The sequence below is a fragment of the Serinicoccus chungangensis genome, from assembly GCF_006337125.1.
GTDB lineage: Bacteria > Actinomycetota > Actinomycetes > Actinomycetales > Dermatophilaceae > Ornithinicoccus > Ornithinicoccus chungangensis.
Genome location: NZ_CP040887.1, coordinates 520,711 through 541,920, shown reverse-complemented (window position 1 = coordinate 541,920; position 21,210 = coordinate 520,711). Strand labels below are relative to the sequence as shown.

Sequence of the window (21,210 nt, the reverse complement as noted above, 5' to 3'; positions counted from 1 at the left end):
GCCCTGCACTACGCCCGCCAGCCCTCCAGCATTCCCGGGGTGGCGGCGTCGGCGAGGTCGAGGGCCAGGCCCAGGGGGATGTTGGGGGCCACGACCCGCTCGGCTCCGGCGGCGGTCGTCGCGGTGAGGTCGGCCAGCCCGAGCCGGCGCTGGAACAGCCCCTGGTGGATCACCCAGCCGATGACGCCACCGCGCTCCAGGACCTCCCTGGTGCGGATGACCGCCCCGGTCTGGACGACGAGGTGCCGCTCGGTGAGCGCGTGCCCGAGGTTGCGCCAGGCGTTCTCGGCGACGACGGCGTTGAGCAGGCCGACCCCGACGAGCACGGCGAGCGGCACCCACCAGGGCCAGGTCGCGAACCAGCCGACGTCCAGCCACCAGGTCGGCACGGCCACCAGGCCGGCGAGGACCAGCGTCCCCCACTGCCGGCTCACGTGGATGCGGCGGCGCGCCCGCGGTCCGTGGCCGGTGAGGGTCATCGTCAGCGGCCCGTCCTCCTCCAGCAGGGCGTGCCCGACCTCCTGGACCACCCGGCGCGGGGCCGGAGGCAGGAGGCGGGTGGTGCCGTCGCTCCCGACGCCGGTGGCCAGCGCGGTCAGCTCGGCGCCGCGCACGAAGCGCAGGAGGAACTGCTCGGTCATCCGGACCCCCCGGATCTTGGCCTCCTCGATGGTCTGGCTGCGGGTGGTGAGCAGGCCCCGGGTGGTGCGGATCTTGCCCCCGGCCTCCCGCACGAGGCTCAGGTTCCACCAGCTCAGCACGTAGGAGGCCGTGGACACGACCACCCACCCGAGGACCACCGCGACGGTCGCGCCGGCGACGAGGACGAGCAGGGCCTGGGCCGCCACCCAGCCCCACGCGTCCTGCGCGACCTCGGTCTCGTCCAGCGGCAGGTCGTCCCCGAACTGACCGAGCACGCCGACGGCGCCGGCGACCACGACGAGGCTGGACAGGCTGAACGGCGCGTACCGCAGCCATCCCCAGTCGATCCGGGCCAGCTCGGTGTCCTCACCGCGGCGCGGGCCGCGCGCCCCGGCGGCGTCCGCGGACCCGTCCTCCGCGGCCGGCTCGTCGGCCGCGTCCACGTCGGCGCCACCGGATCGCCGCAGCAGGTAGACCCGCAACGAGGAGGCCTGGTCGCGGGTGAGCCCGTCGAGCTCGATCTGGGAGTCGTCGACCCCGGTCCCGACCTTGGCCTTGGTCAGCCCGAGGACACGGTGGATCGGGGAGGACTCCAGGTCGACGCTGCGGATGCGGTCCAGCGGGGCGGTCACCACCTTGCGGCTCAGCACCCCGGTGCGCAGCTGCAGCTGCTCCTCGGTGAACCGGTAGCGGGTGAAGAACCAGGCGAGGACCCCGAAGACCACGGCCAGGACGGCGAAGACCGGCGCGGCCCAGAACCAGAAGCTGTTCCCGTCGCCACGGCTCGCGCCGAAGACGACCAGGACGAGCGGCACGATCATCGAGCGGATGGCTCGCACCGGGTGCACGAGCAGCATGCGCGGGCTCAGGCGCTGCCAGTCCTGCACCCCGCCCACCCCCGGCGGTGGCGGCGGGGTGCCCGGGTCGGCCGGGGCGAGGGGCTCGCCCATGGGGGGCGGCAGCGCGGTCACGTCGCGTCGCCGCGCGTCTGCCCGGTCACCCGCGCGAGCTCGGCGGTGACCCGGTCGGCGACGTCGGTGTCCAGGCAGGTGAGCCGGATCGGCCCGGCGGCCGAGGCGGTCGTGACGGTGACGTTGGCGAGCCGGAAGATCCGCATGAGCGGGCCGCGCTCGGTGTCCACCGTCTGCACCCGCGAGAGCGGGGCGATGCGCTGGTCCCGGGACAGCCAGCCGGTCTGGGCGAAGACCCGCTCCCCGGTGACCTCCCACCGGGTGCGGCGGTAGCGGATCATCGGCTCCAGCGCCTGCTCCACCACCGTGTAGACGAGGATGACCACGAAGACCGGCCCGAGCCACCGCGCGACGCCGTCGGGCAGGAACCAGTAGACCGTGAACAGGACGGCCCACACCACGACGGCGCCGAGGAAGCCCTGGAGCGCCCAGTAACGCACCGCGCGCGGACTCACCTGGTGCGCCGGCTCGTGCAGCGGCGCGGCGTCGGGCACCGAGGAGGGCTGCGTCACCGTCATGCGAGCGTCGCCACCAGGAGCGCCTTGATGGTGTGCAGGCGGTTCTCCGCCTGGTCGAAGACGATGCTGGCACCGGACTCGAACACCTCGTCGGTGACCTCCAGCCCGTCCGCCAGCTCTGGATGGATGCTCATGAGCTGCTCCCCCACCTCGGTGTCCGTGTCGTGGAACGCCGGCAGGCAGTGCATGAAGACCGCCCCCGGGTTCCCGGTCGCCTCCATCATCGCGCGGTCCACCCGGAAGGGCAGCAGCAGGTCGATCCGCTCCTGCCAGGCGCTGGCCGGCTCCCCCATCGAGACCCAGACGTCGGTATGCACGGCGTCCACCCCGGCGACCGCCTCGCGGGGGTCCTCGGTGACCGTCAGCCGGGCCCCTGTGCGGCCGGCGACCTCCTCGCACAGGCGGACCACGTCCGGCGCGGGCTGCAGGCCCGCCGGGGCACCGATCCGCACGTCGCAGCCCAGCTTGGCCCCGAGGAGCAGCAGCGAGTGGCCCGTGTTGTTGCGGGCGTCACCGAGGTAGGCGAAGGACGTCTCGGACCACGGCTTGCCCACGTGCTCACGCATGGTGAGGGCGTCGGCGAGCATCTGGGTGGGGTGCCACTCGTCGGTGAGGCCGTTGTAGACCGGCACCCCGGCATACCGGTGCAGCTGCTCGACCGTGGCCTGGGCGGAGCCGCGGTACTGGATCGCGTCGTACATGCGCCCCAGCACGCGCGCGGTGTCCTTGATCGACTCCTTGTGCCCGATCTGGCTGCTCCGCGGGTCGAGGAAGGTCGTGGCCGCGCCCTGGTCGGCGGCGGCGACCTCGAAGGCGCTGCGGGTGCGGGTCGAGGTCTTCTCGAAGACGAGGGCGATGGACCGGCCGACCAGGCGACGCTGTTCGGTGCGGGCCTTCTTGGCCGCCTTGAGCTCGGCGGCGAGGTCCAGCAGCGCGAGGATCTCCTCGGGAGTCTCCTCGACCAGGGACAGCAGGCTGCGTCCCCGCAGGTCGACGGCCATGACGGGCTCCTTCGTGGGTCGGGCACGCAGCCGTGCCGAGGTGGCGCTCGTGCGGGGTCAGCGTAGTCCGGACGCGGGCCCGCACGGCCCCGGGGGACGAGAAACGGCCCCGCCGTCGGGCGGGGCCGTTTCTCGGTCACCGGGTGGAGCTGAGGGGAATCGAACCCCTGACCTTCTCATTGCGAACGAGACGCGCTACCAACTGCGCCACAGCCCCGTGTGCGTGACCAGACTATACAGACCAGCCCGGCACCGACCCAAACCGCCGGCGGTCCTGGTCAGCCCACCCGGTCGACGCGCGGGAGGTCCTCGAACTCCTCCTCCAGCGCCATCTCGGTGCCGTCCGCCGGGAGCTGGGCAGACCCGGCGCTGGGCTGCGGGACACCGCGGTAGGCGCGGGCCTTGAGCGTGTAGGTCGGCGGCGGCACCGGGGTCGGGCTCCACGAGCCTGCGCCGGGGTCGGCGGGCGTGGCCCCCTCCACCGCGGTCTGCGGCGCGGGGGCCAGCCCGGCCTCCACCTCGTCGATGTCGAAGAGGGCGGGGCGGGCCGGCTCGACGGCGAGGTCGAGGTTGGTCGCCCGGCGGGCCGGACGGGCGGCGGCCACCGTCCCGGCCGCGGCCTTGGCCTGGGCCGCGAGCGGTGAGTCCTCCGCCTGGGCCGTGGTGCTGACCGGCGCGGGGCCGTCCTCGGCGCTGGCGGGGGCGGCGGTCGGGCGGGCGGCCCGAGGTGCCGGGCGGGCGGCGCGGCGGGCGCGGCCGACGCGCGCCGAGCGGCGCACGAGCAGGAGGGTCACGCCGAGCACCCCGACCCCGACGAAGCTCCACCACCACCCCAGCAGCGGGCTGACGCCCAGCGAGACCAGGGCGACCATGACGACGGAGGCGGTGAGCAGGGCGACGGCACGCGTCCGTGCGGCGCGGCGGGCGCGACGCACGGCCGGGCTCAGGCCCACGGCGGTCGCGCCGGCGGGCTGGCGTGCGGGGCCCGGGCTCCCGCCCCGCTTGACCGTGACCTCGGGACGGGCCGGGCGCAGGGGCGAGACGGTGTAGGCGGCGGGGGCCTGGTCAGCCACGTCCGGGCGCGGCAGCGCGCGTCGCCGCTCCAGGACCCGCATGGCCTCGGAGAAGCGGTCGACCGAGCGGGCGGTCGCGAGGTGCTCGCGCCGACGCACCCAGTGCTGGACCAGGTAGACAGCCCACACCGCCAGGATGACGACGAAGATGAGACTGCTGACCGGGGGCACGAGATCACGGTAGGCGTCCTGGCCGGACGATCCGCTGAGGCCGCCGGAGTGTCGCAGGAGTTTCTCCTGCGCCCGGTGGGTGGGACTCAGCCCGCGCGGCCGCGCAGGCTCGCGACCAGGCCCCCCGGGGCATACCCGCCGGGGCGCAGGTCCTCGGCGAGGACCGCGAAGGAGCGGTGGTCGGCCCAGCCGCCGTCGACGTGCATGAGCCCGCGCTGCCGCCCCTCCTCGGGGATGCCCAGCCGGGCCACGACGGCCAGTGACGCGGCGTTCTCGGGGCGGATGGCGACCTCGACGCGGTGCAGGCCCACCTCGAGCAGCGCGTGGTCGACCAGGGTGGCCAGCGCCCAGGTCGCCACCCCCCGGCCGGTGGCCCCGCGGTCCAGCCAGTAGCCCGCCCACCCCGAGCGCCGGGCGCCCCAGAGCACGTCGAAGAGCTGCATCTGGCCCAGGAGGCGGCCGTCCACCTCGATGACGAAGGGCAGGGTCAGCCCGTCGCGGGCACCGCGGTCCATGACCCGGCGCATCTGGTGGAAGGGCAGGCCCCCCGGCCGGTCCTCCGGGGCCGTCGACTCCCAGGGCTGCAGCCAGGCGGCGTTGCGGCGACGCAGGTCCTCCCACTCCGCCCGGTCGGCGCGGACCAGCCCGCGCAGGGTGAGCTGCCGCCCGTCCGGGAGCTCCTGGCGCACCCGCACCGGCCACGCCCAGCTCACTCCTCGCGCACCCAGTCCCCGGAGCGCCCGCCGGACTTCGCGACCACCCGGACGCCGGTGACGACGGCGAGCCGGTCGACCGCCTTGACCATGTCGACGAGCGCGAGCGCGGCGACGCTGACGCAGGTCAAGGCCTCCATCTCGATGCCGGTCCGGTCCGCGGTGCGCACGGTGGCGGTGATCTCCACCCCGCCGTCGTCGACCTCGAGGTCGACCGTGACGCCGTGGATCGCCACCGGGTGGCACAGCGGCACCAGGTCAGGGGTGCGCTTCGCGGCCTGGATGCCCGCGACGCGCGCGACACCGAGGGCGTCCCCCTTGGGCACCGTCCCGCCCCGCAGCGCCGCGACGGCCTCGCCCGAGAGGTCGACGCGTCCGCGCGCGGTCGCGGTGCGCGCGGTGACCTCCTTGCCGCTGACGTCGACCATGTGGGCCGTGCCGTCGGCCCGCAGGTGGGTGAGCGGGTCAGTCATCGCCGGCGCCCCGGTCGCCCCCGGCCTGCTCCTGCTCGAGCTGCGACTCCAGCCGCGCGTCGATCTCGGCGCGGGGGCGCAGCAGCAGCAGCTCCACCTCGGACCCGGCCGCGACCTCGGTGGTCTCGGCGTCGGAGATCGCGAGCGCGTCGGCCCGGGCGAGCGCCGCCACGAGGTGCGAGCCGGCGCCGCCCGCCGGGGAGACGGCATACGCCCCGGTGGGGTCGCGGTCCACCCGGACCCGGGTGTAGGTCTGCCGGTTCGGCGAGCTGCGCCACCCCGTCGTCGCCAGGCCCGTGGTCCGCCGGCCCCCCTCGCGGCGGCCCGCCCGCCGCTGCAGCGCCGGGCGCACGAAGACCTCGAAGCTGACCAGGGTGCTCACCGGGTTGCCCGGCAGCGTGAAGACCGGCACGTCGCGCCGCCCCAGCACCCCGAAGCCCTGCGGCTTGCCCGGCTGCATCGCCACCTCGACGAACTCCATCGTGCCCTGCCCGGAGAGCACCTTCTTGACGATGTCGAACTCGCCCTTGCTCACCCCGCCGGTGGTGATGACCACGTCGGCGTGGTCGAGCTGCCGGTGCAGCTGTCGGCGGGTCGCGCCCTCCTCGTCCGGGAGGTGCCCGAGGTGCACCACGTGGGCCCCGGCCCCGCGGACCAGGGCCTCCAGCATCGGGCCGTTGGAGTCCACGATCTGCCCGGGGCCGACCGGCTCGCCGGGGCGCACCAGCTCGTCGCCGGTGGACAGGATCGCCACCCGGACCGGGCCGACCACCTCGACCTCCTGCACCCCCGCCGAGAGCAGCGCCGCGATCTCCCCGGCACCGATGCGGCTGCCCGCCGGCAGCACCAGGTCGCCGCTGCGGATGTCCTCGCCCGCCCGCCGGACGTGGGCGCCCTCCTCGGGCTGCACCCGCAGCTGCGGCTCCCTGGGGTGCCCGTCGGTGTCCTCGACCTTGACGACGGCGTCGGCGCCCTCCGGCATCTGGGCGCCGGTCATGATGCGCCACACCTGGCCGGGCACCATCTCGTGGCGTGCCTGGTCGCCCGCCGCCACGTCCCCGGTGACCGGCAGCACGACCGGGCTCTCGGGGGAGGCGCCCTCGAGGTCGGCGCGACGCACGGCATACCCGTCCATCGAGGAGTTGTCGAAGCGGGGCAGGTCGGCCAGGCTGCGGACGTCCGCCGTGGTGACCAGGCCCAGCGTGCGGCGGACCGGCAGGGTGACGGCGGCGACCGGGTCGATCTGGGCCAGCACGGCGTCGAGGTGCTCGTCGACGGATCTCATGGCCCCACCCTAGGAGCATGCGCCACAATCGGGCCGTATGAGTGGTCCGCTGCCCGACGACCGTCCCACGGGTGACGTGGCCGCCGACAAGGCCACCTGGCGCACTGCGGTGCGCGCCGCCCGTCGTGAGCTCGTCGACGGGTGGTCCGAGGCGGAGCGCGACGCGGCGGCGCAGGCGCTCGCGACGGCCGGGCTCGAGCACCTGCGGGGGTATGCCGTCGCGCGCGGTCGCGACGGGCTCGCCGGGGTGACCGTCACCGCCTACGAGCCGATGCGCACCGAACCACCGGTCCGGGGGCTCACCGACGCGCTGCGGCGGGCGGGGGTGCGGGTGCTGGTCCCCCTCACCCTGGAGCGGCCCCGGCTCGACTGGGCGGACCTGGACGACCCGGGCCGCACCCCGCTGGGCGAGGAGGCGCTGCGCGAGGTCGACCTGGCGTTCGTGCCGGGCCTGGCCGTCTCCCGGGCCGGGGTGCGGCTCGGGCAGGGCGGGGGCTACTACGACACCGTGCTCCCCCGGCTGCGGGAGCTCTCCGGCGGCGCCCCGGTTGTCCTCGTCCTGCACGACCACGAGGTCGTGCCGCAGGTGCCCGCGGACGGCCACGACGCGGTCGTCGACGCGGTGCTGCGACCCGCGACGGGGGTGCGGCGGCTGCCCCTGGCCTGATCAGCGCTCGTCGGGCACCAGGGTCAGCGTCTGCGTCGCGGCCTCGTCCACCGCGGCCCGGGTGAAGGCCCACGGGTAGGTGTCGCCCTCGATCCAGGCCCGCGTCTGGTCGTCGTAGTTGGGGTGGAAGGGATGGCCGGAGGTGCCCGTCTGGTTGACCCAGGTGGAGGCGTCGAGGTCGGCGAGGTCGACGACCATGCGCATGGACGGGGCCGAGGTGACGTCGAAGCTGTCCGTCGCGGCGTCCCAGTTCATGGCGTTGACCATGGCGCTGCTGCCCGGGACCGGGAAGGGGCCGCGGTTGACCAGGTCCTGGACCACCCCGGGGACCCCCTCCTCACCCAGCACCTGGTGCCGGAGGTGGGCCTGGTGCAGCTGCCCCCAGCTCCAGTCCGCGGGGTCCTTGGAGATCTGCCGGGTGAGGTCCAGGCGGGCGTCCACCAGCGCGGTGCGCAGCACCTCGTCGCGCGACTCGATGACGCCGGGGGTGCGCTGGTCGTCCCACCACACGCTCTCCGGGGAGGCCAGCAGGTCGGCCATGATCAGCATGGAGCGCGAGTTGCCCGTCGCGCCGAGGTCCGGCGGCAGCTCGTCGTCGAAGACCGCCTCGAGCAGGTTGTCGTAGACGGCGTAGAAGTAGGCCGCGGCGGCCGTCTGCTCGCCGTCCGCCGGGGAGCTGCCGTCCCAGTCGCGCAGCAGGTCCTGGGGCTCGGTGTAGAAGGCGCCCTCCAGGTCGACCGCGGTGAGGTACGGCACCATGTCGAGCGCGAAGGTGCTGACGTCGTCGAGCTGGATCTCGCTCATGTCGGCGCTGGTGAGCGGTCCCTCCTCCAGCCGGGCGCGCAGGAGCTCGAGGATGCGGGTGGAGCGGTAGCCCTTGTCGTACTCGGTGGTGAGGAACGGCGTGGACCCGCGCACGACCGCCTGGTTGGCCGCGACGACGATGCCGTCCTCGGGGTTGTAGGCCGTGGGCAGGTCCTCGAAGTCGACCCACCCGCGCCAGGCGTACTGGTCGTCCCAGCCGGGGGCCGGGTAGTAGCCGGGAGGGGTGGAGTACGTCGCGCTGCGGCGGACGGGGACCAGCCCCGGGGCCTGGTAGCCGATGTTGCCCTCGGTGTCGGCGTAGAGGAGGTTCTGCGAGGGCACGGCGAAGAGCTGGGCCGCGGAGCGGAAGTCCTCCCAGTCGCTCGCCGCGTTGAGGGCGAAGACGGCGTCGGCGGTGCGCGCCGGCTCCAGACCGGTCCAGCGCAGCGCCACCTCGAAGTCCCGGGAGGTGGCGACCCCGTCGAGCGGACCGTTGTCGCCCATCCGGGCGGTGTCCTCCAGGACGTCGGACACGATGGGACCGTGGGAGGTCTCCCGCACGGTGATCTCGACGTCGTCCCCGCCGGCCACCCGGATGGTCTCGGTGCGGACGTCCATGGGGACGTAGTCCTCGTCCCGCAGCACCGTGTCGTCCACGGTGTCCTCGAGGTAGAAGTCGGTGACGTCGGGGTCGAGGTTGGTGAAGCCCCAGGCGATGGACTGGTTGTGGCCGATGACCACCCCCGGCAGGCCGGCGAAGGTGAAGCCGGTGACGTCGAAGGGGCACTCCTCGCTCAGCTCCCGGCAGTGCAGACCGCTCTGCATCCAGATCCCGGGCTGGGAGATCGCGAGGTGCGGGTCGTTGGCGAGCAACGGCATACCCGTCTCGGTGTGGTCGCCGGAGACGACCCACGAGTTGGAGCCGATCCCCTCACCGGAGCCCATGAGCTCGGGCACCGCCGCGAGGGCGGTCGCGGTGCCGTCGAAGGCGTCCTGCGCCGGGCCGGCGAGCCACTGCCGCGTCTCGTCCGAGATCGGGCCGTCCGGGGCCACCGGGTCGCCGCGACCCACGAGGTCGGCCGCGTCGGACTGCCCCGGGACCGGGGCGAGCACCGTGCCCCTGGTCCCGCTCCGGCTGTCGGTGACGCCCCTCGGCGAGGTCTGCGGCGGCGTCCACTCGCTGCGGTCGAGGATGGGCGGGTGCTCGTCGAAGGGGTAGTCGGGGTAGAGGGTCTCGAGCTGGTCCAGGGACACCTGGCCCACGAGGCGACCGCGCGCGAGCTCGTCGGCGTAGTTGCCGCGCAGGTCCCAGGCCATGGCCTTCAGCCACGCGAGCGAGTCCACCTCGTCCCACGGACGGACCATGTAGCCCGGGGCGTTGGAGGAGAGCAGGACGTACTCGATGCCCATGGCCGAGGGACCGCTGCGGCTGTCGATGTAGGCGTTGACCCCGGCGGCGTAGGCGGCGAGGTAGGTGCGGGCCTCCGGCGAGAGCAGCGAGAGCTCCTGCTCGGCGACCCGGCGCCAGCCCAGGGTGCGGATGACGCGGTCGGTCTCCAGACCTCCCTCTCCCACGAGCTCGCTGAGCCGGCCGCTGACGATGTGCCGCCGCAGGTCCATCTGGAAGAAGCGGTCCTGGGCGGCCACGAAGCCCTGCGCCCGGAAGAGGTCCTCGGCGGTGTCGGCGTAGATGTGCGCCACCCCCAGGTCGTCCCGCACCACCTCCACCTGGGCGCCCAGGCCGGCCAGCTCCTGCTCGCCCGACACCTGCGGGAACCCGCGCCGCGTCAGACCGACCGCGATGACGGCGGTGGCCACCACCACGACCACGAGGATCGCGGCGATCGGCACGGCCAGACGCTGCCAGAGGGGACGGGGCACGGCCCCCAGCCTAGGTGACGGTGCACGGCGAGGTCAGGAGGCGACGTAGAATCCGGGCTCGTGCCCACGTATTCATACGCCTGCAAGGACTGCGGCCACGCCTTCGACATCCAGCAGGCGTTCACCGACGACGCCCTGACCACCTGCCCCGAGTGCGAGGGGCGGCTGCGCAAGGTCTTCAGCGCGGTCGGGGTCGTCTTCAAGGGGTCCGGGTTCTACCGCACCGACTCGCGGGGGTCGGGGTCGGGCAGCAGCTCGTCCTCCGGGGGTTCCGAGCGGAGCTCGGGCGACAAGGGTGGCTCGGGCGGCTCGGAATCCGGCGGCTCGTCCGGCGGGTCCGGCGAGGCGACCGGCGGGTCCGGCACGTCGGGGGCGGGCTCGTCCGGCGGGTCCGGGTCCTCCTCGACGGGCGGCTCCGGCTCCACGACGGCGTCCACATCCTCCGGCGGTTCGGGCTCGTCGTCCACAGGCTCCGCCTGACCGCTGGCCGGGCCCGGCACCGGGGCCTAGCGTCGCCAGGGTGACCCGACGAGCAGCCCGATCCGGCACCTCCTCCCGACGTGAGCTGGCCCGTGTGCTGCGACATCCGGTGCTGCGGCGCTGGCTGGCGGCGGCCCTCGCGGCGATCACGGTGGGCGGCAGCCTGCACCTGGTGCTGACCCGCCCGCAGCCCGACGAGGTCCCGGTGGTCGTCGCCGCCCGGCAGCTCGCCGTCGGCACCACTCTGTCCGCGCGCGACACCGAGCTGCGCCACGTGCCGCCGGACCTGCTGCCCGAGGGGTTCCTCTCCGCCGCCCCTGAGGTCGGCGCCTCCCTCGCGGTGCCGGTGCAGGCCGGGGAGGTGCTGACGACCGCGGACCTGCGCGCCAGCGCGCTGCTCGACGGGCTCGAGGGTGAGGTGGCGGTCTGGCTGCCCGTGACCGACGCGGCGGTGGCGACGGCCACGGTCGCCGGCGACCGGATCGACGTCCACTCCCCCGTGGACGGGGACCGGGTGGCCCGGGGTGCGCTCGTGCTACGGCCCGGCACGGGAGAGGAGCCCGGCCTGTGGGTGGCCGTCGACGAGGGCACGGCCGGCGACCTGGCCGCGGCCCGGGGCGCCGACCCGCTCGGCGCTGCACTGCTCGTCGCGGTCCGCGCGACCGGTGGTTGACGCGCGTGAGTAACCTCACACTCCCGACTCACCCGAAAGGGTGATCGAGAGCGCGGGTGGCGGTATACACTTCTCGACTGGCCCGAGGGGCGTGTCCCGAGGTCGGGCCACCCACCACCACCACCACCACCACGAGCGATCTGCCCCTGCCCTGCGCTCGTACGAAAGGAGAGGCCATGCTCAGCGGCTTCAAGGACTTCATCATGCGCGGCAACGTGGTCGAGCTGGCGGTCGCGGTCGTCATCGGCTCGGCCTTCGCCGCGGTCGTCGACACCATCGTCTCCAGCATCATCACCCCGCTGCTCAACGCGGCGGGCGGCGCCGAGGTCGGCGGTCTCAAGTTCGAGATCATCAACGGTCGCGCCGACACCGCGATGGACTTCGCGGCCATCATCAACGCCCTCATCGTCTTCCTGCTCACCGCGGCCGTTGTGTACTTCGTGCTCGTCGCCCCGATGAACAAGGTGAGCGAGCGCATGAATCGCAACAAGCCGGTCGAGGAGGAGATCGTCACCGACGAGGTGGCCACGCTCCGCGAGATCCGCGACCTTCTGGCCCAGCGCCGCGCGGACGGCTCGCTCTGACCTGAGCAGCCGCGGGCACCTGCTCACCGCGCACCGGGACGCCCCGGCACGGACACGTCGTCCTGTGCCGGGGCGTCCTGCATGTCACTGGGGATGTCCCGACGCGGCGTCAGTCCCAGTGCGGCGGGCGCTGCTCGAGGATCCAGTCGTCCCGCGGGTCGAGGCGGCGCGGCACGCGCCCGGCCTCCCGGCCGCGTTCGGGCTGTCCGGGGACGGACCGGCCGTCATGAGAGGCGGGGACCTCGTCGGACTGGTCGGCCGCCGGGTTGGTCGGTGCGGCCACGGCACGCCGGGGGGCGCGACGGCGCTTTTCTCCGCCCGGTCGGCTCACCCCGACCGCCCGCGCAGGGCGTGCAGGACCCGGGCCACCTCGCGGGCCGGGTCGGTGAAGACGTCGGTGGTGCGCACCCGCACGGGGGTCCACCCCATCCGGGTCAGCTGCTCGTGCCGCAGCCGCACGTCGTCCCGACCGGGTGCGCCCGCCGCGGACCGCCCGTCACCGTCGACGGCGACGGCGTAGCGGTCCGGGTCCTCCTCGGCGACCACCGCGAGGTCGACGGCGTGCGGGCCGTGGCCGACGCCCTCGCGCACGTCCAGGCCCTCGGCGCGCAGGCGGCGGACGAGCTCGGCCAGCACGGCCGATCCGTGGCCGTGCTCCTCCGCGTCGGGCACGAGCGCGCGGGCCACGATGCGGGCGCCGTGGGTGGCCGCCTCGGGCCAGGTGTCGACCGGGGTCTCGGTCACCAGGTCGACGCTGCGCCGGGCCGCGGCGAGCACCGCCCCGGCGCTCTCCGGCGTCGCGACGCTCTCCGGCGAGCCGAGCCAGACCACCCTGTCCCTCGTCTGCCCCGCGACGCGGTGCACCGGCAGCACGAGGAAGGCCTCGCTGTCCTGCTCGTCGTCGGAGAGCGAGGCGGGGAGGTCACCGCCGCGCATGGCCTGGCGCAGCGCGATGCCCGCGTCCTCCGCGCCGGCCTCGTCCTCGGTGACCAGCAGCAGGCTGTCCGGCCCCGACCGGGCGTGCTTGAGCACGAGGCGGACCGCGGCCTCCACCCGGATGCTCACGTGCCCCTGCACCACGTGCTCGCGCACGCTCGGGACCCGCTCGACACCGGGGAAGGAGTGGACGGGCCGCGGCATGAGCGGGGCCAGGGGCGCCACCAGCCCCTGGTCGAGGGCGCGGTAGTGCACGGCCAGGTGGCGCACCGGCAGCACCGCCGACGCATCGCGCAGCAGGGACGGCATCGAGGCGGCACCCGGGGCCACCTCGGCCCGGGGATCGGCCACGACGGAGAAGTCGCGGGGCCCGGGGCCGCCGCTGTCACCGACGACGAGCACCCGGCGTCCGCGGGCCAGCGCGGGGGCCGAGCGTGCGGTCGTCGTGCGCCCGGCGTGGTCGACGACCACGAGGTCGACGGTGAGGTCCGGGGGCAGCACCGCCGGCACCGCGAGCGGGCTGGTGAGCAGCACCGGGGCCGCCGCGAGCACGACGTCGGGCGCCCGGCTGATGATGTCGCGCGAGTCGACGGCACCCACGCGGCTGGCGTCCAGGGCCCGCTGCCAGGCACCGAGCTGGGAGGCGTGCCCGGTGAGGGTCCGCCGCAGCCGCCGGAGCACGGCTCGCCGCGCTCGCAGGGCGTTGCGGTGCAGGTGCGCGCGGTCGGCGGCCCGGAAGGCCCGCTCGGCCTCGCGCACCGCCTCGCCGCCGACCTGCTGCGGGACGGAGTCGGAGGTCAGATGGTCGAGCACCGAGCTGCGGTGCACGAAGCGCACCTCGGGCGCGACCCGGTCGGCGGGGACCCCGCGGCGGGCGAGGTCGTCGACGAGCTCGCCGAGACCCCGCTCCCGCAGCGGCGCCAGCAGCGGGTGCGCCTGCGCGGCGACGGCCGCGCGCTCGGAGCGGGCGTCGAGCCGCACGAGCCGCTCGAGCACCGTGTCGAGATGGGTGGTCGACAGCTCGTGCCCGGCGGAGGTGCCGGTGAGGACCTGCTCCAGCCAGGCGAGGTCCTCCCCGAGGGGGGCGTGCGCGGCCAGCGCCTCCTCCCAGCCCTCCGGGGCCGTCGGGCGGGCGGCCTTGCCGGCCACCTCCTCCCACTCCCGACGCTCGTCGCGGGCCATGCGGACCCGGTGGGCGAGCTCGGGCGGGGGCGTGCCGGGGCGCAGCTGCTGACGCACCTGGCGCCGCAGCCGGGCGCGGGCCACCGCCCCGGGGCGCTGCTCCACGTCGTCCCGGTCCGCGGTCGCGGCGACCATGTCGTCCAGCGGCGCGTCGTAGATCCCCGGGGAGAAGTGGTCGAGGGTCTCGCTCGCCCGGGCGATCAGCCCGAGCCGGTGCGCCCACTGCGCGAGCGTCGCCGGCGCCGGCATCCCGGCGGCGCGGCACACCGCGTCGGCCTGCTCGCGCGCCGTGCTGAACTCACCGGCGACCAGGCGCCCGACGACCTCGGTGGCGCGGGCGGCCTCGTCCTCGGTGGCCAGGCGGGCGGCATACCAGGGGTCCTCGGTGCGCGCGGCGGACCAGGCACCGCAGTCGGCCGCCTCGATGAGGGCGTCGGTGACGGCGGACAGCTCCTCCTCGGTGAGCTCGCCGAGGACGTCCAGCGGCAGCCGGACCCGGGACGCCGGCGGGTGCGCGAGGGTCGCCAGCGCCGCGAGGTCGTCCTCGGTCCGGGCCAGGCTGAGCGCCCAGGGGGCGTGCTCACGGTGCAGCACCTCCTGCTCGCGGCGGAGCACGGAGAGGGCGTCGGCGCGGGCCGGGAGCGGGTCCGGACCGAGATCCGGCTCGTCCTCGGCGGGCAGCCCGGTCGAGGGTGTGCCGCACCCGCGCCAGCGTCTGCCGCATGGAGGCCGGGTCCTCGGCCAGGTCCAGGCACAGGTCGCCCAGCCCGACGTGCTCCAGGCGCCGGCGCAGCGCCTCCAGCGACGTGCGGTCCTCCGAGCAGACCATGACGGTGCGGCCCTCGGAGAGCGCACCGACGACGACGTTGGCGATGGTCTGGGTGGCGCCGGTGCCCGCCGGGGTGTCGAGGACGAGGTCGCCGCCGTGGGAGACCTCGTCCACCACGAGCCGCTGGGAGGCGTCCGCGTCCAGGGCGCTCAGCTCCCGGGCCGGGTCGTCGGCCCGCTGCTGGTCGGGGGACGTGGAGGGCAGCTGCACGTCGGCGCCCGCGAGCGCCGCGACGACGTCGTGGGTGGCGAGCGGCTCCGGGTCGCCGGTGTACGACGTCACCAGGGGCAGCTTGGCCCAGGGGAAGGTGCTGATGACCATCTGCGGCCCGATGGCGAAGCCGGCCATCTCGACGCAGATGTCCTCCAGCGCGCGGTAGGTCAGCCGGGGGTCGAAGCCGTGGCTCTGCGCCGACAGCCCGGCCAGCAGCGCGGGGTCCGGCTGGAGGTGGGCCTCGCTGCGCAGGTAGTGCTCGAGGACGGGGTTGAAGACGACGTCCTCGTGCAGCTCGAGCACGAAGTCGGAGTGGGCCGCGTCGGTCGGCGTGATGGTGCAGGCGCGCAGCAGCACCGGGGCGCGCGGGGGCACCGGCACGCGGTGGAGCGTCCAGGTCGCGAGGCCGATGGCGAGGAAGCTGGTCTCCAGGCCGTGCTCCCGGCGCATCTCGGTGACCTTGTCGCGGATGCCCCCCAGCCGGCGGGCCGCGTCGGTGAACGCCACCTGCTCGCGCACCAGGTCCGAGAGCGGCGTCGGCCGACCCGACAGCAGCTTGGCCACCCCGCCGGGGTGCGCGAGGTTGAGGTCGAAGGTCCCGGTGAGGGAGGTGCGGTGCCAGAGCAGGGTGTTGGCACCCCCGAGCTCGGCGACCTCGTGGCGCCAGCGCGTGCGGGCACGCTGGACCGCCTCGACGCGGGCCTCGTCGAGGGTGTTCGGGGGACGCAGCGAACTCACCGACCCAGGCTAACGACTCCGGGAGGCAACGCCGTCCTCCGCCACACCCACCGGGCCCCACCCGGGCTGCCGACGGCCCGCGTACGGGGGCCGTCCCGGCCTACACCCCGACCGGGCGCCGCTCGTGCTCGCCGCGCGTCACGGTGTAGGCCGCGAGCCCGGCGGCGGCGAGGGCGGCGACCGCGCAGAGCACGGCATACCCGAAGACGTCCATGACGACCCCGGCCAGCGCACCCCCGACCGCGGCGGTCAGGCCCATGACCAGGTCGGCAGCGCCCTGCACCGAGGCCCGCTGACCCACCGGCACCGAACCCGCCACCGTGCCGGAGCCGGCCACGAAGGTGCAGGACCACCCGAGCCCGAGCAGCACCAGCCCGGCGGTGAGCCCGGCCGAGAAGCCGGCCTGGCTGAGCGCCGCCAGGAGGCAGGCCAGCACCAGCAGCCCGACGCCGAGCAGGACGACCGGGCGCGCCCCCAGACGGTCGGTGAGCTGGCCCGTGACGGGCGCGAGGCCGTACATCCCGAGGATGTGCAGGCTGATGACCAGCCCGATGAGCTCGATCTCCGCCTGCCCGTGCCGCATGTGCAGGGGGGTCATGACCATGACCGCCACCATGACGACGTGCCCGACGGTGACCGCGCTGGTCGCCCAGAGCGCGGTGGGCGTGGCCGCGATGGTCCGCAGCCCGTCGGCCACGTTGCCCTCCCGCCCCGGCGGGCGGTCGGTCTCCGCGCCGGCCAGCCGGCGGGCGGTGAGCAACGGGTCGGGTCGCAGCGCGAGGTGCAGGAGCACCGCGGCCAGCAGGAAGCCGAGGCAGGAGAAGACCCAGGCGCCGGCCAGCGGCGGCAGCCCGAGCACCCCGGCCACCGCCTTGCCGGGTCCCACCATGTTGGGCCCGAGGACCGAGCCGATGGTCGTCGCCCACACCACCCAGCTCAGCTGCCGCCCGCGGCGCTCGGGCACGGCGAGGTCGGTCGCGGCATACCTCGCCTGGCTGTTGGCCGTGGTCGAGGCGCCGAAGAGGGTGGTGCCGACCAGCAGCATCCAGAAGGCGCCGGTGGCCGTCGCGGTGATGGCGAGCGCGGCACCCAGCGCACCGACGAGGTATGCCGTCGCCAGGCCCGCGCGACGACCCCGCCGCCCCATGAGCGCTGCGACGGGGATGGTGAACAGCGCTCCCCCCAGCACCTGGGTGGTCGTGGCCAGTCCGGACAGCGCGTCGCGGCCGCTGACGTCCGCGGCCACGATCGCGCCGACGGCGATGCCGCTGGCCACCCCGATGCCCCCGAGCGTCTGGCTGCCCATGAGGGTCAGCACGGTGCGTGACTGCACCGCCGTGGTGTGGCTCACGGGCTCGCTCATGCGAGCACTATCCCAGCACCGGCCGACCCCGCCCGCACCGCGTCGCGCTCAGCGGACCTGCCGGCGCCAGTTCGGCGGGACGGCCCCGGCCGGGCCGGGGACCGGCTGGTCCACGGGCCTGCTCGTGGGGCCCGCCAGCTCCGGGCCGGCCACCAGCTCGCCGCGGTCGTAGTCCCAGAACCAGTCCTCCCCCGGCTCGAAGCTCTGCACGACGGCGTGCCCGGTGGCCCGGGCGTGGGCGGTGGCGTGCTGCGCCGGGGAGGAGTCGCAGCACCCGACGTGCCCGCAGCGCGCGCACCGCCGCAGGTGGACCCACCACCCGCCGCCCTCCAGGCACTCCACGCACCCCGTGCCGCTGGGCGGCACCCCGGTGTCGATCGCCTCGCTGCTCATGTCGACCTCCCTGTCGTGGCTCGACCATCCCTGGTGCCCCAGCGTAGGCCTGTCAGCCCACGGCCGCCGGGCTCAGCCGGGCCGGACGACCTCGGAGGTCGCGACGTCGTCCACGATGGTGATGACGGCGCGCGTCATCTCGATGAGCCCGCCGTAGAGCGGCCAGCGCAGGTCCGGCAGCCCCCCGTCGGAGAGGTCCGAGGCCAGCCTGTCGGTCCATCCACGCAGCTCCTGGACGTCGGCCTCGGGGTCCTCGATGCGCCGCCCCAGCTCGTCGAGCAGCTCGATGAAGGGCTCCCGGAAGGCGCCGTCCCACTCCTCCGCCGCCACCGCCGACTCGTGGACCAGCCGGGACATGCCCCGCACCTGGGCGATGCCCTCCTCCAGCCGGATGAGCACCCGGGAGAGCTCCTCGCTGCTGGAGGCGCGGCGACGGCGCGGGTTGCCCCAGGTGCTCTCCTGCGCCTCGTAGACCAGCTGCCAGGCGCTGTCCAGCCGCCGGTCCAGGGTCCTGGTCCGGTCCACCCAGTCCCCGGTGGGCGCGTCGTCGGCCTGGTCCCGCAGCCCGGTGGCCATGTCCTGGAGCAGCCGGCCCAGCCCGCGGTCGATCTCCTCCACCTGCTGCCGCGCGCTCTCGTCGCGCAACGGTGCCGCGAGCACGGTGTTGACGAGGAGGGCCAGCACGACGCCGATGGCGGTCGCGGCCAGCCGGTCGACGAGGCCGGTCCAGCTGGTGTCGGTCGAGGCGGTGATGACGAAGAGCACGGTGGTCGCGACGGTGGTCCCCTCGTGGCGCAGCAGCCCCACCCGGGCGAAGCCCATGGCGAGCAGCAGGGCGAGCGCCAGCGTCAGCGTGCCGTGGCCGCCCACCTGCACCGCGGCGAAGGCGAGCACGACCCCGACGGAGGTGGCGAGCACCGCCTGCGTCCCCCGGGACAGGGTCCGGTAGACCGTCGCGTGCACCGTCAGGAGCGCGGTCCACGGGGCGAGGAAGGCCTGGTCGAGGTCGAGCAGCGCGTCGGCGACCCACCAGGCCGCCACCGCGGCGAGCACGCTCTTGAGGATCTGGACCAGGTCGCTGCGCACGTCGGGCCGGCTGAGCCAGCCTCGCACGCGCTGGAGACGGGTGGGCATGGGACCGACTATGGCATCGCACCGAGGGGCGCACCAGCACGGTCGCCCACCCCGGCCGCCGTGGTCACCGGCGACGCGAGAAGATGCAGCATGACCGAGCAGACACCCGCCCTGGTGACCATCGACCCGCGGCACGTCGCCGTCGTCTCCGGCCTCGGCCTGCCGGCCGAGGACGTGCGGTCCTTCTTCGACAGCGCCTTCCGGACCCTCCACCGCCAGCTCGAGGGCCAGCACCTGGCACCGGGCGGGCCGGCGTTCGCCTGGTTCCTCAGCCCGCCCGGGGACACCACCGACGTCCAGGTCGGGCACGAGATCGACCTGTCCTTCGTCCCTGCTGCCCCGGTGGACACCCTCCAGCTGCCCGGTGGGCAGGCGGCCCAGCTCGTCCACGAGGGCTCCTACGACGGCCTCGGCCCCGCGTGGCAGCGGCTCGTCGAGTGGGTCCGCGAGCAGGGCCTGGACGCCCACGGAGGCATGCTCGAGGAGTACCTCACCGAGCCCGGCCCGGACGTCGACGCGGACGGGATGCGGACCCGGCTGAGCTGCTTCATCACCCGGCAGGAGTGACCCGGCTCACCCGGCCCTCCCGGTGCCTGCGTCCTGCCGGCGCTGCCGCACCACGACGAAGGTCGCGAGGCCCAGGAGCAGGCCGGCCACCACGGTGGCGATGGTCGTGGCCGTGCTGCCGAGCAGCCGGTCGAGGAGCACCCGGCTCTGGGACGTGGGGTCGGCCAGGACCACGGTGACGAACAGCGCGACGAGGAGCGTCGCGAGGATGCCGGGCACCCGCTGCCACCGGCCGGTCAGCCCCAGCCGCCGCCGGAGCAGCCGGCCGGCCCTGAGGATCCGTCCGGCCCGGATGAGCCGCAGCGCCCCGACGACCCGCAGCAGCCGGAGCAGCTGGACCGGGCCGACGGCCAGGACCACCGCCAGCACCACGGCCACGGTGAGCAGGATCAGCCACCAGTTCCGCCGGACCCAGGAGCGCCTGTCCGTCGTGACGAGGAAGAGGATGACGGTCTCGGCGAGCAGGACGGCCCCGGTGAGCCCGTTGGTGACGGCTCCCACGGTGGCGTAAGGGTCGTCCAGGAGGGTCAGGAAGACCGCGGGCACGGAGGCGAGGGCCGCGACCAGCACGGGCAGCGCCAGGCGCTCCTCCCACTCCGCCTCCCGGTCCTCGGTCACCGGGTGCCTCCGGGATGCGTCAGCACGTGCCCCCGGCAGGATTCGAACCTGCGACACCCGCTTTAGGAGAGCGGTGCTCTATCCCCTGAGCTACGAGGGCGGACCGGCCCGGTGGGGCCGGAACCGGCCCATCGTCTCACGCCGACCGTGGCGGGCATGGCCAGGTCACCACGCCCGCGGGCCTGCCGGGTGCCGGGGCCGACGGCTGACCGGCGGCGGCGCGGGACGACGGACGCCCGCCGCACCACGGGGGGCACGGCGGGCGTCGGGGATGGTGCAGAGGCTCAGCCGGTGGTCGCGGCGGCGAGGTTGCCCAGGCTGGTCTCCAACTCCTCCTGCGAGACGAGCGGGAAGCTGATCTTCTGGAGCAGCGCCTGGTCGGTGACCTTGCCCCAGTCGTAGGTCAGCCGGACCTCGGTGTGGTCCGGGCCCTGCGGGGTCAGCTCCCAGACCCACTCCCACCCGGGCGGGTCCGTGTCGGCCGGGGCGGTCTGCCACGCCACCAGCTTGTCCTTGTCGTAGCCGGTGACGTGGTTGTCCGTCTGGTAGTCACCGCCCATGTGGTCGCCGGTCATGTTCATCCGGAAAGTCTGCCCGGTCGAGGTGATGCGGTCGCCGTGGTCGACGGACAGCACGAAGCCGGAGCCGTCGATGGCGACATGGTTGTCCGGCAGGGTGAGCACCTCGAAGACGTCCTTGGCCGGGGCGTCGATGGTGCGGCTGACGGTGACACTCGTCTGATCAGTCATACCCCGACGCTAACGAGCGGGCGGGTCTCGCGCGACCCGAGACCGTGCCCCCCGCCGGTCCCGCGTGGCACGCTGGCCGCATGGCGACGCACACCTTCGAGCTGGAGCTGACGTGGACGGGCAACCGGGGCACGGGGACGTCCGGGTACCGCGACTACGACCGGGCCGTGCTGGCCCGCAGCAGCGGTATGCCGGACCTCGAGCTGTCCGCCGACCGCGCCTTCCGTGGGGACCGGTCCCGGTGGAACCCCGAGGTCCTGCTCGTGGCGGCCCTGAGCGAGTGCCACCTCCTGTCCTTCCTGCACGTCGCCGTCACCCGGGGCGTCACGGTCGTGGACTACGAGGACGCCCCCGTCGGCACGCTGGAGCAGTCCGGTCTCGGGGGCCGCTTCACCCAGGTGGTGCTGCGGCCGGTGGTCACGGTGGCCGACCCCTCCCACGTGGACCTGGTGCCCCAGCTGCACGTCGAGGCGGGGGAGGCCTGTTTCATCGCGGCGTCGGTCAGCTTCCCGGTGCACCACGAGCCGACGACCCGGGTGTCGGGGTGAGGTC

At 74.8% G+C, this 21,210-nt stretch carries 22 protein-coding genes and 2 tRNA genes; 6 read left to right on the top strand and 18 right to left on the bottom strand.

What is annotated here, in order from left to right:
• Window positions 1-8 precede the first annotated feature (8 nt).
• The 8 genes from FHD63_RS02495 to FHD63_RS02460 form a co-directional block, all read right to left on the bottom strand.
• Window positions 9-1,592, bottom strand: coding sequence for a PH domain-containing protein (locus FHD63_RS02495; RefSeq protein WP_139719853.1), 1,584 nt, complete (start codon window positions 1,590-1,592; stop codon window positions 9-11).
• A gap of 17 nt (window positions 1,593-1,609) precedes the next feature.
• A complete protein-coding gene (locus FHD63_RS02490) occupies window positions 1,610-2,131 on the bottom strand; it encodes a PH domain-containing protein (RefSeq protein ID WP_139719851.1) in 522 nt (173 codons plus the stop codon).
• Complete coding sequence (gene argF, locus FHD63_RS02485) at window positions 2,128-3,132, bottom strand: ornithine carbamoyltransferase (RefSeq protein ID WP_139719849.1); 1,005 nt, start codon at window positions 3,130-3,132, stop codon at window positions 2,128-2,130. The genes FHD63_RS02490 and argF overlap by 4 nt, the downstream gene beginning before the upstream one ends.
• A gap of 144 nt (window positions 3,133-3,276) precedes the next feature.
• Window positions 3,277-3,349, bottom strand: a tRNA-Ala gene (locus FHD63_RS02480).
• Between the two features lie 61 nt (window positions 3,350-3,410).
• A complete protein-coding gene (locus tag FHD63_RS02475) occupies window positions 3,411-4,376 on the bottom strand; it encodes a hypothetical protein (protein ID WP_139719847.1) in 966 nt (321 codons plus the stop codon).
• 86 nt (window positions 4,377-4,462) lie between these two features.
• A complete protein-coding gene (locus FHD63_RS02470) occupies window positions 4,463-5,089 on the bottom strand; it encodes a GNAT family N-acetyltransferase (RefSeq protein ID WP_139719845.1) in 627 nt (208 codons plus the stop codon).
• Entirely contained in the window at window positions 5,086-5,562 is a 477-nt protein-coding gene (gene moaC, locus FHD63_RS02465; protein ID WP_139719844.1) for a cyclic pyranopterin monophosphate synthase MoaC, read from the bottom strand. Before moaC ends, FHD63_RS02470 begins: the two co-directional genes overlap by 4 nt.
• Window positions 5,555-6,847, bottom strand: coding sequence for a molybdopterin molybdotransferase MoeA (locus tag FHD63_RS02460; protein ID WP_139719842.1), 1,293 nt, complete (start codon window positions 6,845-6,847; stop codon window positions 5,555-5,557). The genes moaC and FHD63_RS02460 overlap by 8 nt, the downstream gene beginning before the upstream one ends.
• 37 nt (window positions 6,848-6,884) lie before the next feature.
• Between FHD63_RS02460 and FHD63_RS02455 the strand changes: the two genes are divergently transcribed.
• Complete coding sequence (locus tag FHD63_RS02455) at window positions 6,885-7,514, top strand: 5-formyltetrahydrofolate cyclo-ligase (protein ID WP_202978405.1); 630 nt, start codon at window positions 6,885-6,887, stop codon at window positions 7,512-7,514.
• Here FHD63_RS02455 and FHD63_RS02450 read toward each other — a convergent pair whose 3' ends face one another.
• On the bottom strand, window positions 7,515-10,199 hold the full coding sequence (locus FHD63_RS02450) for a penicillin acylase family protein (protein WP_139719840.1): 2,685 nt from the start codon (window positions 10,197-10,199) through the stop codon (window positions 7,515-7,517). It lies immediately after the preceding gene.
• Window positions 10,200-10,259: 60 nt separating this feature from the next.
• Here FHD63_RS02450 and FHD63_RS02445 point away from each other — a divergent pair, with 60 nt between their 5' ends.
• The 3 genes from FHD63_RS02445 to mscL all read left to right on the top strand — a co-directional run bounded on the left by FHD63_RS02445 (window position 10,260) and on the right by mscL (window position 11,936).
• On the top strand, window positions 10,260-10,679 hold the full coding sequence (locus FHD63_RS02445) for an FmdB family zinc ribbon protein (RefSeq protein WP_139719838.1): 420 nt from the start codon (window positions 10,260-10,262) through the stop codon (window positions 10,677-10,679).
• A 40-nt stretch (window positions 10,680-10,719) separates the two neighbouring features.
• Window positions 10,720-11,352 carry an SAF domain-containing protein gene (locus FHD63_RS02440; RefSeq protein ID WP_139719836.1) on the top strand — a complete coding sequence of 211 codons (633 nt, stop codon included), beginning with the start codon at window positions 10,720-10,722 and terminating at the stop codon, window positions 11,350-11,352.
• Window positions 11,353-11,528: 176 nt separating this feature from the next.
• On the top strand, window positions 11,529-11,936 hold the full coding sequence (gene mscL / locus FHD63_RS02435) for a large conductance mechanosensitive channel protein MscL (RefSeq protein WP_139719834.1): 408 nt from the start codon (window positions 11,529-11,531) through the stop codon (window positions 11,934-11,936).
• A 109-nt stretch (window positions 11,937-12,045) separates the two neighbouring features.
• Here mscL and FHD63_RS15890 read toward each other — a convergent pair whose 3' ends face one another.
• From FHD63_RS15890 to FHD63_RS02410, 6 genes are all read right to left on the bottom strand, one after another.
• Window positions 12,046-12,219: a hypothetical protein gene (locus FHD63_RS15890; protein WP_158068374.1), complete on the bottom strand. Its 174-nt coding sequence runs from the start codon at window positions 12,217-12,219 to the stop codon at window positions 12,046-12,048.
• A 44-nt stretch (window positions 12,220-12,263) separates the two neighbouring features.
• Window positions 12,264-14,669, bottom strand: a complete 2,406-nt coding sequence (locus FHD63_RS02430; protein ID WP_139719832.1) for a hypothetical protein — start codon at window positions 14,667-14,669, stop codon at window positions 12,264-12,266.
• The gene (locus FHD63_RS02425) at window positions 14,635-15,834 is read right to left on the bottom strand and encodes a DUF4011 domain-containing protein (RefSeq protein WP_139719831.1); all 1,200 of its coding nucleotides are present in this window, start codon (window positions 15,832-15,834) and stop codon (window positions 14,635-14,637) included. Before FHD63_RS02425 ends, FHD63_RS02430 begins: the two co-directional genes overlap by 35 nt.
• 100 nt (window positions 15,835-15,934) lie before the next feature.
• On the bottom strand, window positions 15,935-17,197 hold the full coding sequence (locus tag FHD63_RS02420) for an MFS transporter (protein ID WP_139719829.1): 1,263 nt from the start codon (window positions 17,195-17,197) through the stop codon (window positions 15,935-15,937).
• Window positions 17,198-17,245: 48 nt separating this feature from the next.
• Window positions 17,246-17,590, bottom strand: a complete 345-nt coding sequence (locus tag FHD63_RS02415) for a UBP-type zinc finger domain-containing protein (RefSeq protein ID WP_139719827.1) — start codon at window positions 17,588-17,590, stop codon at window positions 17,246-17,248.
• Window positions 17,591-17,662: 72 nt separating this feature from the next.
• Window positions 17,663-18,724, bottom strand: coding sequence for an FUSC family protein (locus FHD63_RS02410; protein ID WP_139719825.1), 1,062 nt, complete (start codon window positions 18,722-18,724; stop codon window positions 17,663-17,665).
• 90 nt (window positions 18,725-18,814) lie between these two features.
• Here FHD63_RS02410 and FHD63_RS02405 point away from each other — a divergent pair, with 90 nt between their 5' ends.
• On the top strand, window positions 18,815-19,291 hold the full coding sequence (locus tag FHD63_RS02405) for a GyrI-like domain-containing protein (protein WP_139719823.1): 477 nt from the start codon (window positions 18,815-18,817) through the stop codon (window positions 19,289-19,291).
• A gap of 6 nt (window positions 19,292-19,297) precedes the next feature.
• Here the strand turns inward: FHD63_RS02405 and FHD63_RS02400 are convergent, their stop codons facing one another.
• The 3 genes from FHD63_RS02400 to FHD63_RS02390 all read right to left on the bottom strand — a co-directional run bounded on the left by FHD63_RS02400 (window position 19,298) and on the right by FHD63_RS02390 (window position 20,658).
• Entirely contained in the window at window positions 19,298-19,909 is a 612-nt protein-coding gene (locus FHD63_RS02400) for a hypothetical protein (protein ID WP_139719821.1), read from the bottom strand.
• Between the two features lie 27 nt (window positions 19,910-19,936).
• Window positions 19,937-20,009: transfer RNA gene (locus FHD63_RS02395), tRNA-Arg, on the bottom strand.
• 184 nt (window positions 20,010-20,193) lie between these two features.
• Window positions 20,194-20,658 carry an SRPBCC family protein gene (locus FHD63_RS02390; RefSeq protein WP_139719819.1) on the bottom strand — a complete coding sequence of 155 codons (465 nt, stop codon included), beginning with the start codon at window positions 20,656-20,658 and terminating at the stop codon, window positions 20,194-20,196.
• Between the two features lie 80 nt (window positions 20,659-20,738).
• On the opposite strand from FHD63_RS02390, the gene FHD63_RS02385 reads away from it, so the two are divergent.
• Window positions 20,739-21,206, top strand: coding sequence for an OsmC family protein (locus tag FHD63_RS02385; protein ID WP_139719817.1), 468 nt, complete (start codon window positions 20,739-20,741; stop codon window positions 21,204-21,206).
• The last annotated feature ends 4 nt before the right edge of the window (window positions 21,207-21,210 follow it).